14 protein-coding genes are annotated in these 11,703 nt (G+C 67.9%); 5 read left to right on the forward strand and 9 right to left on the reverse strand.

Annotated features, from left to right (window positions below; translation table 11 throughout):
- Positions 1-112 precede the first annotated feature (112 nt).
- Positions 113-580 (forward strand): hypothetical protein, encoded by a 468-nt coding sequence (locus MAY35_RS01295; protein ID WP_238418815.1) that lies wholly within the window; start codon positions 113-115, stop codon positions 578-580.
- A gap of 3 nt (positions 581-583) precedes the next feature.
- Positions 584-1,762 carry a zinc-dependent alcohol dehydrogenase gene (locus tag MAY35_RS01300; protein WP_238418816.1) on the forward strand — a complete coding sequence of 393 codons (1,179 nt, stop codon included), beginning with the start codon at positions 584-586 and terminating at the stop codon, positions 1,760-1,762.
- A 24-nt stretch (positions 1,763-1,786) separates the two neighbouring features.
- Here MAY35_RS01300 and MAY35_RS01305 read toward each other — a convergent pair whose 3' ends face one another.
- Positions 1,787-2,620, reverse strand: coding sequence for a SigB/SigF/SigG family RNA polymerase sigma factor (locus MAY35_RS01305; RefSeq protein WP_238418817.1), 834 nt, complete (start codon positions 2,618-2,620; stop codon positions 1,787-1,789).
- A gap of 438 nt (positions 2,621-3,058) precedes the next feature.
- On the opposite strand from MAY35_RS01305, the gene MAY35_RS01310 reads away from it, so the two are divergent.
- Entirely contained in the window at positions 3,059-3,499 is a 441-nt protein-coding gene (locus tag MAY35_RS01310) for an STAS domain-containing protein (RefSeq protein WP_238418818.1), read from the forward strand.
- Between the two features lie 42 nt (positions 3,500-3,541).
- Here MAY35_RS01310 and MAY35_RS01315 read toward each other — a convergent pair whose 3' ends face one another.
- Positions 3,542-4,255 carry a GAF and ANTAR domain-containing protein gene (locus MAY35_RS01315; RefSeq protein WP_238418819.1) on the reverse strand — a complete coding sequence of 238 codons (714 nt, stop codon included), beginning with the start codon at positions 4,253-4,255 and terminating at the stop codon, positions 3,542-3,544.
- A 193-nt stretch (positions 4,256-4,448) separates the two neighbouring features.
- Positions 4,449-5,636 (reverse strand): acyl-CoA dehydrogenase family protein, encoded by a 1,188-nt coding sequence (locus tag MAY35_RS01320; protein ID WP_238418820.1) that lies wholly within the window; start codon positions 5,634-5,636, stop codon positions 4,449-4,451.
- 164 nt (positions 5,637-5,800) lie between these two features.
- Here MAY35_RS01320 and MAY35_RS01325 point away from each other — a divergent pair, with 164 nt between their 5' ends.
- The gene (locus MAY35_RS01325) at positions 5,801-6,808 is read left to right on the forward strand and encodes a LacI family DNA-binding transcriptional regulator (protein WP_238418821.1); all 1,008 of its coding nucleotides are present in this window, start codon (positions 5,801-5,803) and stop codon (positions 6,806-6,808) included.
- Positions 6,809-6,874: 66 nt separating this feature from the next.
- Here MAY35_RS01325 and MAY35_RS01330 read toward each other — a convergent pair whose 3' ends face one another.
- The 3 genes from MAY35_RS01330 to MAY35_RS01340 form a co-directional block, all read right to left on the reverse strand.
- The gene (locus tag MAY35_RS01330; RefSeq protein ID WP_238418822.1) at positions 6,875-7,552 is read right to left on the reverse strand and encodes a hypothetical protein; all 678 of its coding nucleotides are present in this window, start codon (positions 7,550-7,552) and stop codon (positions 6,875-6,877) included.
- A gap of 65 nt (positions 7,553-7,617) precedes the next feature.
- Positions 7,618-7,935: a DUF2470 domain-containing protein gene (locus MAY35_RS01335; protein WP_238418823.1), complete on the reverse strand. Its 318-nt coding sequence runs from the start codon at positions 7,933-7,935 to the stop codon at positions 7,618-7,620.
- Positions 7,928-8,647 (reverse strand): tyrosine-protein phosphatase, encoded by a 720-nt coding sequence (locus MAY35_RS01340; protein ID WP_238418824.1) that lies wholly within the window; start codon positions 8,645-8,647, stop codon positions 7,928-7,930. Before MAY35_RS01340 ends, MAY35_RS01335 begins: the two co-directional genes overlap by 8 nt.
- Before the next feature lie 138 nt (positions 8,648-8,785).
- On the opposite strand from MAY35_RS01340, the gene MAY35_RS01345 reads away from it, so the two are divergent.
- Complete coding sequence (locus MAY35_RS01345; protein WP_238418825.1) at positions 8,786-9,418, forward strand: flavin reductase family protein; 633 nt, start codon at positions 8,786-8,788, stop codon at positions 9,416-9,418.
- Positions 9,419-9,457: 39 nt separating this feature from the next.
- Here MAY35_RS01345 and MAY35_RS01350 read toward each other — a convergent pair whose 3' ends face one another.
- The 3 genes from MAY35_RS01350 to msrB form a co-directional block, all read right to left on the reverse strand.
- The gene (locus MAY35_RS01350; protein WP_238418826.1) at positions 9,458-10,405 is read right to left on the reverse strand and encodes a PfkB family carbohydrate kinase; all 948 of its coding nucleotides are present in this window, start codon (positions 10,403-10,405) and stop codon (positions 9,458-9,460) included.
- Positions 10,406-10,576: 171 nt separating this feature from the next.
- Positions 10,577-11,125: a peptide-methionine (S)-S-oxide reductase MsrA gene (gene msrA / locus MAY35_RS01355; protein WP_238418827.1), complete on the reverse strand. Its 549-nt coding sequence runs from the start codon at positions 11,123-11,125 to the stop codon at positions 10,577-10,579.
- Positions 11,122-11,607, reverse strand: a complete 486-nt coding sequence (gene msrB / locus MAY35_RS01360) for a peptide-methionine (R)-S-oxide reductase MsrB (RefSeq protein WP_238418828.1) — start codon at positions 11,605-11,607, stop codon at positions 11,122-11,124. The genes msrA and msrB overlap by 4 nt, the downstream gene beginning before the upstream one ends.
- Positions 11,608-11,703 lie beyond the last annotated feature (96 nt).

The following is an 11,703-nucleotide window of genomic DNA, read 5'->3' on the forward strand; positions in this document are numbered from 1 at the left end:
GGAGACGACGTTTGACCCCCGGCCTGTCGCGGTAAACCCCCGACACATCGACGGGCGCACCCGCATGGCGTGCTCCCTCACAACGAGTAACAGACAGGACAGGGAGTACCCCATGCCAGATCTGACACCCGAACGTGAAGTCGCCTCGCGGGAGGCGATCGCCCGACGACCCGCACGAAAGTCCCGCGGCTTGAAAGCCGTCGGCCTCCTGGGGTTCGTCTGCCTCGGACTCATGCTCATCCTGGCCGGCCTCGCCATCGCCGCAGGCGCAGGCGACCGCGACGCGACCGTCTGGCTCGCCATCGGCGCGGTCCTCGCGGGTGCAGCCGCCATCGGCCTGCTGATCGGCAGCCGAGTTCTGTTGCGGCGGCGGGCCGCTCGCGACGGGGACCGAGCCCACCAGGACCCGATCCAGCCCGAGACCACCGCTGAGGAGGCCGAACGCTACGAGGAACGTTTCCACGACTTCCCCGTCAACCACACCGGCAAGCACGAGCGAGCCCGGAACGAGCGCAAGGAAGATCTGCGCGACGACAGCCACCCAACCGGCACCCACTCCACCGACGAGAAGAAGGCCTGAGACATGCGCGCAGTGACCTGGCAGGGCAAACGCCACGTATCCGTCGACACCGTGCCCGACCCCAAGATCATCGAGCCCACCGATGCGATCATCAAGGTGACCTCGACCAACATCTGCGGGTCGGATCTGCACCTCTATGAGGTCCTCGGCCCGTTCATGCAGGCCGGAGACATCCTCGGCCACGAACCGATGGGCATCGTCGAAGAGGTCGGCAAGGAGGCCGGCGACCTGCGGGTGGGTGACCGGGTGGTCATCCCCTTCCAGATCTCCTGCGGCTCATGCCTTTTCTGTCATGAAGGCCTGATGACCCAGTGCGAGACCACCCGGGTCACCGAGCAGGGCACCGGCGCCGCTCTCTTCGGATATTCGCAGCTCTACGGTTCTGTACCAGGTGGCCAGGCAGAGTATCTCCGCGTGCCGCAAGCACAGTTCACCCACATCAAAGTTCCTCTGGGGAACCCTGATTCGCGCTACGTCTATCTCTCGGATGTCCTGCCCACGGCATGGCAGGCGGTCGCCTACGCCGAGATCCCGCGCGGCGGGACCGTCACCGTGCTCGGACTCGGCCCCATCGGCGACATGGCCGCGCGCATCGCAGCTCACCAGGGCGCCCGCGTGATCGGCGTCGACCGGGTACCGGAACGGCTCGCGCGCGCCGAGGCCCGCGGTATCGAGACGGTGAACTTCGACGAGGTCGACGACGTGGGCGACGCCATCCGCGACCTCACCGGCGGTCTGGGCACCGACTCGGTCATCGACGCCGTGGGGATGGAGGCGCACGGTTCACCCATCAACAAGGCGATGCAGACGATCGTCGGCTTCCTGCCCGACGCCATCGCACGCAAGGCGATGTCCGAGGCGGGCACGGACCGACTCGGGGCCCTCTACTCCGCGATCGACATCGTCAAGCGCGGCGGCACCATCTCGTTGTCCGGCGTGTACGGCGGCGCGGCCGATCCGATGCCCATGCTCACCATGTTCGACAAGCAGATTCGCCTCCACATGGGACAGGCGAACGTGAAGCGGTGGGTCGACGACATCATGCCGTTGCTCACCGACGACGACCCGCTGGGCGTCGACACCTTCGCGACACACGAGCTGCCCCTCGACGAGGCACCCGAGGCCTATGACAAGTTCCAGCGCAAGGCCGACGGCACCGTCAAGGTCATCCTCAAGCCCTGACGGGGTGTCGAACCTCCATGATCCTCAAGCCCGGAAGCCGGGACCGATGTCGATGTGGTCGGTTGACTCATCGTCATCGGTTTCCTCCACCACGACCTCGGCCCGCAGGGTCTCGAGGATCCGGGTGAGGAGTCGCGAGACATGCATCTGCGAGATACCGACCTGCTTGGCGATCTCGCTCTGTGACATCGAGCGGAAGAAGCGCAGGGTGAGAATCGTTCGCTCGCGTTCGGTGAGACGTTCCAGCGCGGGTTGGAGCGTGACGAATTCCTCGACCATGTCGAGGCGTTCGTCCTCGTCGCCGAGAGTGTCGGCCAGAGTCCAGCCGTCGGTCGACGAGCCGGCTTCGGCGTCGATCGAACTCGCCGTGTACGCCGACCTGGCGACCATCCCTTCGATGACCTCCGATACCGGGAGTCCGAGGTGCTGGGCGATCTCGCTCGGACGCGGCGACCGGCCGAGGGACTGCAGCAGCTCCTCACTGGCCTTCGCGATGTTCAGCGAGGCCTCCTGCGCCCGTCGCGGCACGCGGATGGACCACGTGCTGTCACGGAAGTACCGCTTCACCTCACCCATGACGGTGGGTACCGCGAAGGCGAGGAAGTTGTTCCCGCGCTCGACGTCGAATCGGTCGACCGCGTGCATCAGCCCGATGCGCGCCACCTGGCGCAGGTCGTCGATGGGTTCCCCGCGTTCGGAGAACCGGCGTGCGACGTGGTCGGCGAGCGGTAGGCACCGGGCGATGACCTTGTCGCGCAACTGCGCGCGCCGGGCCTCGTCGGATTCTCCGTGCATGGCTCGCAGCGCAGGGAGCACGTCGCTGTAATCGTCGTGCTCGCCACGGTCACCCGAAGCCATTCTCACCACCAGACACAGAAGATCGCTCAGAACGATGCGCAGACACCGATGCCGCATCCAGACGTGGGACATGCGCAACGGATTCGACGCATATCTGACACAAGCCAACCATGGTCACCGCAGAACGTCCACCCACCGCACGTCGGCCCACATCAGGGCCCAGATCACGGCCGGGTAACACTCTAGAGTCGTTTGTCACGAGATACCCCCGGCCTTGTTTGGCCGCCAACCGGCCCGTAGGGTGAGATGTGCGGTTCAGGTAGAAGCTGCGTTCGAAGCTTTGAGGCGTCCAGGGCCCCTCTGCTTACGCCACATCACGGTCCAATACACCAGGAGATCGTGAACTTGGGGATACACGAGGCGGATTCGCCCGGTATCTGGCTCTCGATCGACGTGATCGACCAGCTGACCAACGCACTCCACTGAAACGAGAACATCATGGGTCTCACTTCTTCGACCTCATTTCGCTCCGCATTCGAACCGACCGCCGAAGCCACACCGGAAGCACGTCCGCGCCTCGTCTCCCCGAATTCCTACTGCGTACAGGGGTTCTCGGGAAGCGTCGACCGTGACTCGGCCGCCGACTTCGTCGCCGCGCTCGATCGCGTGCTCCGCGGGCCGGTCGACGGCATCGTCTTGGATTTCTCCGGACTGAACTTCTTCGGCACCGTCGGCCTGGTGCTCCTGCGCTCCTTCGTCGACGACGCCGGCAAGCAGGGAATCCCGGTCGTGCTGGTCGGCGGCCGCAGCGTCACCCGGCCGCTCGAGATCTGCGGGATGGCGCCCTACGTACGGGTTTTCGACGTCATCGAGGACGCCGGTCGGGCCCTCACCCAGGGCGACACCGGGCCCAGCACAATGGAGTTCACCATCGCCTGACAGGCCGGGTGTCACGCCCTCCCGAGTATCGCGCCCGCGAGGTCACCGTTTCGAGGTGATCTGGCGGGCGATCTCGACGAGCTTCGTGTTCGAGTCCTGCGACAACCGCTTCATCAGGTCGAACGCCCCGACGGCGTCGATCGCGAAACGCTCCATGAGCATGCCCTTGGCCTGCCCGATGATGTCGCGGTTCGCCAGCGCACTGTGAAACTGCTTGTCCTTCTGGACCGAGTTCCAGGCGAGGGCAGCGTGGGTGGCGAACACCACCCCCACCTCCTCGGCGTGGACATCGAACGTATTCGGCTCGTCCGCGAAGAGATTCAGCGCACCGATCGTCGTCGAATCGGCGAACAGCTGGAACGACAGGACCGATCGGATCGGGGTCTCCGCCAGGGCCCGGACACGATATTCCGGCCACCTCTGTTCCTTCTCGAGGTCGTCGACGCGCACGATGCGATCCGTGAGAGCGGCTGAGATACAGGGCCCTTCGCGCAATTCACTCTGAATCCGGTCGTGCAGGTCGGCGTATTCGTGTGTCGAGCCGAAGGATTCGATGGTGCGCCGATCCCTGGCCACCGTGAGTCCCGCGTACTGCACGCCCGGGATGTCCGCGAGGGCTCCCTCGACGACCGCCTTCGCCACCTGTTCGTCATCGACGTCATTGCGCAGTTCCCGTGCGAGTTCGGCGATGCGCAGGTGAACGTCGCGTTGGGCAACATCACGCGGGTGGACATTGCCCTCGGCCGCGTTGTCCATGTCGAACTCCTTCCGGCGCCCGAGCTCCATCGGAGCAAGCCGGACATGGCGTCTGCCGACTTCTTCGGCACGAACCCTCAACGTAGACCACTCACCGCCGCACTGTGGGAGTCCGAGACGGTGCGGCGCATCTACGTCGCGAAAACCTGCATGCCGGTTCTCACATGTGGTGCGATGCCCGTCCCGACCGGCGTCACCGGAAGGCTGCCGACCCCGTGAGCGCGCGTCCGATGGTGAGCTGATGCACCTCGGAGGTGCCCTCGTAGGTGAGGACCGATTCGAGGTTGTTGGCGTGCCGGATCACCGGATACTCGAGCGTGATGCCGTTGGCGCCCAGGATGGTTCGACATTCCCGAGCGATCTTGATCGCTTCGCGGGTGCTGTTGAGCTTGCCCGTGCTGACCTGCTCCGGCGTGATCTCACCCCGGTCCTTCAGGCGGCCGAGATGGTAGGCCAGCAAGTGGCCCTTCCCGACCTCCAGCGCCATGTCGGCGATCTTGGTCTGGGTGATCTGGTACCCCGCGAGTGGCTTGTCGAAGACCTCGCGGGTCTGGGCATAGGCGATGGCGGTCTCGAGACAGTCGCGCGCAGCGCCGATGGCACCGAAGATGATGCCGAAGCGGGCTTCCCCGAGCGCGGTCAGCGGCCCGCGCAGACCTTCGGCCTTCGGGAGCATCGCCGACGCGGGCAGCCGCACATCGTCGAACACCAACTCGGAGGTCACCGAGGCGCGCAGCGACATCTTCTTGTGGATCTCGGGCGCGGAGAAGCCTGGAGTGTCCGTGGGCACCACGAACCCGCGGATTCCGGACGGGCTGTCGGCGAGGTCGGTCTGCGCCCACACGACGGCGACATCGGCGACCGACCCGTTGGTGATCCACATCTTGGAGCCGTTGAGGACCCAGTCATCGCCGTCGCGCTTGGCTTGGGTGCGCATGCCGGACGGGTTGGACCCGAAGTCCGGCTCGGTCAGGCCGAAACACCCGATCGCCTCGCCCGCGGCCATCCGCGGCAGCCATTCGTTCTTCTGCTCCTCCGAACCCCAGTGGTGGATCGAGAACATCGCGAGGGAGCCCTGCACCGACACCAGGCTCCGGATTCCGGAGTCGACGGCCTCGAGTTCGAGGCAGGCCAGGCCATACGCCGTCGCACTCGTGCCGGGGCACCCATAACCCTCGAGGTGCATTCCCAGCGCGCCCAATCCCCCGAGCTCCGCGGCGATCTCGCGGACCGGCAGTTTCGCGTCCTCGAACCAGTCACCGATGTGTGGACGCAGGCGTGAGTCGGCGAAGCTGCGCACGGTGTCACGGATCGCGATCTCATCGGCGTCGAGCAGCGAGTCCAGGGCGAAGAGCTGGGGCAACGTGCTGGTGCGGGACATCGGGACCTCCGGGTAAGCCGTGATGCAGGCTGTCGCGACGAGATGTCGAGAACGTTTGCAAGAACGATTGCATGCACTAACGTAGGTGCTCATTCGCCGAGCGTCAACGCCCGGCCTGCACGCCGACTCCGGTCGGCTCACCACGGGACGCGGGAGGAACAACGGTGGTCGATGGCCGGCGCGCGCCGACGCTCAAGGAGATCGCGCAGCGCGCGGGCGTCCACGTGTCGACCGCGTCGCGCGTTCTGCGGCAGACCGAGCCCGCCGACGGTTGGTCCGCATCGGCGCTGCGGGTCCGCGAGGTCGCCGACGAACTGGGCTATCAGCGCAACCTCTGGGCGGCCAGTCTGCGCACGCGACGGACCACCACGATCGGCGTCGTCATGACCCGTCTGACCGACGGTGTCGTCGCGACGACCTATCGGGGCATCGAGCAGGCGGCGAGCCGAGCCGGGTACTCCGTGCTGCTGTCGAGCCCGCCCGACGAACCCGAGGCCCAGCGTCGGGCCATCGAACTGCTCGTCGGCAGACAGGTCGACGGCTTGCTCCTGAGCGGTCTGCACCGGCCCGGCCGGGAGTTCATAGAATCCCTGCGTGTCGGCAACCTGCCATTGCTGGCGCTCACCAGGCACGCGGAGGCGGGACTGCCCTTCGTCGGCGGTGACGACCTCCGGGGCGGAACGCTCGCCGCCGGCCACCTCCTCGATCGCGGGTACACCGATCTCGCCGTCATCGCCGGCCCCGATCATGCGACGACGGCCACCGACCGGCTCGCCGGTTTCCGCGCCGAGACCACCCGAGCCGGAGTCCCGCTGCCGGACAACCGGGTGGTCACCTCGACCTTCGAGGTCGACGGCGGTACCGCCGCCGGTCGTGTCCTGCTCGACTCGCCCGACCGGCCGCGCGCGATCTTCGCGGTGTCGGACACGATCGCCGTCGGCGTCCTCGGTGTCGCCCGCGACCTCGGACTCCGGGTTCCCGAGGACCTCGCACTCATCGGCTACAACGACATCCCGATCGCCGCCCAGTTGCCCGTCCCGTTGTCGACGGTCCGCTCCCCCGCCCGCGAGATCGGCGAGGTCGCCGTCCGCGGCCTGCTCGACCTCACCGCCGGTCGCGAGGTCGACTCGCACCGGTTACCGGTGGAACTCGTGGTTCGCGGAAGCACGTAGAACGCAGAGTGCGGGCTGAGTGCCGCTTTCCGCACTCACCCCGCACTCTGGACACCGGACGAGTCGTCAGAGAGCCACGGGTTCGGCCCGTCGTCGCATCGCCCACGCGCGGGCGAACCCGAACGTCGCACCGAGGATCATCACGACGAGGAGGATCGTCGCGACCCAGGCCGGCACGGTGTTCGTGTGATCGAACCAGGCGCCCACACCCAGACCTGTGACGGTGGCGAGGACGGCTCCCACAGGCAGGGCGACAGCCGTCGCGACCACGGTCGCCCTGGTGTGGGGGTCCCCGGTGATCCGCAGTATCCCGGAGATCCCGGCGAGCACCAGCAAGTACCCGAACACACCGCTGACGGCGTAGACCACCAGCACGGGGTAGCCATCGCCGGAGTCACCGGCGAACGCGTCGGCCAGCAGGATCGCCGCGGGTGCCACGCCCACCACGACGCCGATCAGCCCCGCCGCGACGACCCGGCCGAGGTGGATTCCGTCTCGTTCCTGCAGTCGAACACCCACAGCCCAGAGCACGCCGGCCACCAGCACGCCGACGACGGCGCCGCCCACCGCTGCGGTGATGATCAGGTCGTCCGGCTCGGGTGGCATCCGCTCAGCGGATCCGGGCCCCCAGGCCATCCAGATGTCGGGTCCGCCGGACGAATCCTGACCGCCCAGGGACAGGGCCGCACCCAGCGCGGCGACCACCGCACCGAACGCGGCGAACCCGGCGAGTTGCTTCCACATACGGTCACTATGGCCGTTCGTGGCGCCGACGTCTCCTCGGACACGCTGAGTCGCGCGTCCTCGGGTCAGGAAGTGCCCTGGCCCGAACGCTCCTGCGCCGCACGGAACATCGCGACCACCGCCACGCGGACGTCGGCGCGATCGCGGACCGGCCGATCCCAGGTCAGTCGCACACCGACGACCCCCTCGGGGACGGTGACGTCGAAAGTCGCTGCGGTGTGGTCGAATCCGGTCATGGTTGCCGCGGTCGCATCCGGGCGCCCACCCAGCACGCGGCAGATCAGCAGCGAATCATCGGCGTGGTCGTCGTTCATGTGCGCGAGTACCGCCGCCACGACCTCGGGCTCGAACCCGGCCACTTCTACGGCACTGCCGTCAGACATGGGCCGACCCGGGCGCGAAACGTCCGACCCACCGCTGGAAGTGGGCGACGTCGCCGCCGTTGGCCTCGAACCAACCCCAGGCCCCGCCGGGCGCACCCGTGACATCGTCGATGACGAGTTCGATCGCCTCGCGCGGCGTCCGCAGGATCGGCGCGTCCATGGTGGTGCCCACCGGAATCCGCTTGCGATGGCGCAGCCGGGCGAAGACACCCGCGATCCCGTCTTCGGTTCGATGATAGTCGTCGATGACGGATTGCTCGTCGACGCCGGCGAGGAGCAGGGCGATGGCCACGATGACGCCCGTCCGGTCCTTGCCCGCCGCGCAGTGCACCAGAGTCGCGCCGGTGGCATCGAACTCGTCGAGGGCGGCGGTCAACCGGTGGCCGCCCGTCCGCATCATCGCCGTGTAGATGTCGACGAGAGCCGTGTCGGCGAGCCGGTCCACGCGGGCACCGGAGGACACCTGCCGATGGACGACCCGGACGTCCGGTGGCCAGGTGACGGCCATGCTGCCGAGCTCGGTGGGGTCGCGGAGGTCGACGACGGTCGCCGGCGGCCAGGGCAGTCCGGCCGGGTCCTCGTCGTCGGGATAGGGTGCGTCACTACGAATCAGCACGTTGTGCGCGGTGACGCCGCCACCGGCGACCGGCAGACCGCCGAGATCCCGGATGTTGGCGAAAGTCCGCAGGTCAGCGTCGGATGAGAGCGTCACATCGTCCCCGATCGTCGGTGTACGCAGAGGTCGGTCGCATCTCACCCTACGCAGGCTCCGGTCCGGACGGGCGCCCACGTACGGTGGCGATCGACCCGAGCGACCGCCGCTGGAGGACCCTGTGCACTGGAGGACACCGTGACGACCTACCACTCGTATGAACCCCTGCAGGGACACCGGCTGGCGCACGACCCGGTGAACGCGATCGTCGCGCCGCGACCCATCGGCTGGATCTCCACGGTGTCCGCCGACGGGGTTCGCAACCTGGCGCCCTACAGCTTCTTCAACCTGTTCAACTACACGCCGCCGATCGTCGGGTTCGCGAGCGTCGGTTACAAGGACACCGTCGCCAACTCCACGTCGTCGGGCGAATTCGTGTGGAACCTCGCCACCGACGATCTCGGCGAGGAGATGAACGCCACGTCGGCGGCGGTGCCGGCCGGTGAGGACGAGTTCGAGGTCGCGGGGCTCACCCCGTTGGCCTCCGATCTCGTGACGGCGCCCCGCGTCGCCGAGAGCCCGGTGAGCTTCGAGTGCCGGGTGAGCGAGTCGTTCCGTCTGCGCACGGCCGCCGGGGAGCCGGTCGACACGTGGATGGTCCTGGGCGAGGTGGTCAAGATCCACATCTCGACCGACCTCCTGGGTGAGGACCAGACGTTCGACACCGCGGGCGCGCGTCCGCTGTTGCGCGCCGGTGGGCAGGGCGACTACTTCGTCCCCAGCGCCGACCACAGCCGCTTCATGAAGCGGCCGAAACCCGCGACCCGCTGACCACCACTGCTCGGAGGCGGGCCGATGCTGTCGGCCGTGTCACAGCGCGCGACGGATCTCCTCGTCGCGCGGCATCCCGGTCCGGGCACCGATCGCCGCGACGGACAGCGACGCCGCCACCACACCCCGGCTCGCGGCGTCGACGACCGTCGAACCCCCGGCGAGCGCGGCGGCGAACACACCGTTGAAGGTGTCGCCCGCACCGGTTGTGTCGACCACCTGATCGACCCGCCCGGCGGGCAGGGTGACCAGGTCGGATGGGGTGACCGGGTCGGACCGGGGATCGGCGATCAGAACGCCGTCGGCACCCAGGGTCACGATCACCGGCGCCCCGGTGCGGGCGGCCACCTCGATCACCTGTGTTTCCGCCGACGACTCCGCGCCGTCCGGACCGTCGGCCAGCATCCCGTGCAGGATTCGGAGTTCCGACGAGTTGGGCGTGAGAATCGGCGCGGACGACACGAGTCCGGTCATCGACGACAACACCGGGGCAGGATTGACGACGCACCGGATGCCATGTGCGACCGCGGTTTCCACAGCCGCGGCGACGGCGTCGGCCGGGATCTCAGTGCTGACGAGCACGCAGCCCGCCCAGCCTGCCGCGCGGCGAACCGCCGTGCGTACGACGTCCGCGTCCAGTACGCCGTTCGCACCGGCACCCACCGCGATCTGGTTCTCTCCGCGGGGGTCGACGACGATCAGCGCCATCCCGGTGGACACCTCGTCGAGCACGGCCACGTCGGTGACATCGACGCCCTCGTCCCGGAGCTCCGTCAGCGCGCTCTTGCCCATGTCGTCGGAACCCACTGCGCCGCAATACCGTACGTGGGCGCCCGAACGCGCTGCGGCGACCGCGGCGTTCGCACCCTTGCCGCCACCGTGGCGTGTCACGGTCGGGCCGACGACCGTCTCACCGGGACCCGGTAGGCGGTCGGTCTCGACGACGAGATCGACGTTGACGGCGCCGACGACGAGAAGTTTCGACATGATCCGGACCGATCCCTTCGGAGGCGCTGACAACTCCCGGGCGCACGGTCGCCCCACGCCCGAGATGTCGTCAACGTACCGCCGATGGGCACCCGGCCTGCAGCCGCCACACGACGACCGGCCCCGGCTGGGGAACCGCCGGGGCCGGAAACCGTCATCGAGCCGAAGTCCTCAGCTCGCGGACGCCGCATCCCGCTTCGGCAACACCCAACCCGATCGCGGGAAGTGGCAGGTGTAACCGTTCGGGAAGTTGAGCAGGTAGTCCTGATGCTCCGGCTCGGCCTGCCAGAACGGGCCCAACTCCTCGATCGTCGTGACCGCCCTGCCCGGCCACAGACCCGAGGCGTCGACGTCGGCGATGGTGTTCCGGGCTACCTGCTCCTGCTCCGGTGTCACCGGGAAGATCGCCGAGCGATAGCTCGTGCCGACGTCGTTGCCCTGCCGGTCACGCGTCGTCGGATCGTGGATCTGGAAGAAGAACGCCAGGATGTCGCGGTACGTCGTCTGCGTGGGGTCGAAGACGATCTCCACCGCCTCCGCATGACCGGGGTGGTTGCGGTAGGTGGCGTGGTCGTTCTGTCCGCCGGTGTAGCCGACCCGGGTGTCGAGGACGCCGGGCTGCTTGCGGATCAGGTCTTCCATGCCCCAGAAGCACCCGCCCGCAAGGACGGCGGTCTCGGTGCCGGGACGGACGGTGATCTGGCCGGTGTCGGTCGTCATGCGTTCTCCTCCTGGATGTCGGTGGTGGTGGCGTGGTTGTCGGTGAACAGGTCGGCGTACTCGCCATATCCCTCGGCCTCGAGCTCGCCGGCCGGGATGAACCGCAGCGATGCCGAGTTCATGCAGTAGCGCTGACCACCGGCGGCGCGGGGCCCGTCGTCGAAGAGGTGTCCGAGGTGGCTGTCTGCCCCGGCGGACCGCACCTCGATCCGCCGCATGAACAGGCTCCGATCGACCTTCGTCGCCACGGCGTCGGGATCGATGGGCCGGGTGAAGCTCGGCCACCCGGTTCCGCTGTCGAACTTGTCGGTCGACGAGAACAGGGGCTGCCCCGACACGACGTCAACGTAGATGCCGGGCTCGTGGTTGTCCCAGTACTCGTTGTCGAAGGCGCGCTCCGTGCCGTCACGCTGGGTGACGCGGTACTGGACGTCGGTGAGGCGGTCCAACGCCTCGGGGGTCTTGCGGTAGGTGTTGCTCACGTTCTCCTCCTGCCGACGCCCCCGGCATCCGTCGATCGACGGCGCCTCGGAGGGCGTCACCGTGCACAACGCCACGAGGCCCGGATTTGGTCCCGC

Source organism: Gordonia sp. 'Campus', from assembly GCF_022206305.1.
In the GTDB taxonomy this organism is placed as follows: Bacteria; Actinomycetota; Actinomycetes; order Mycobacteriales; family Mycobacteriaceae; genus Gordonia.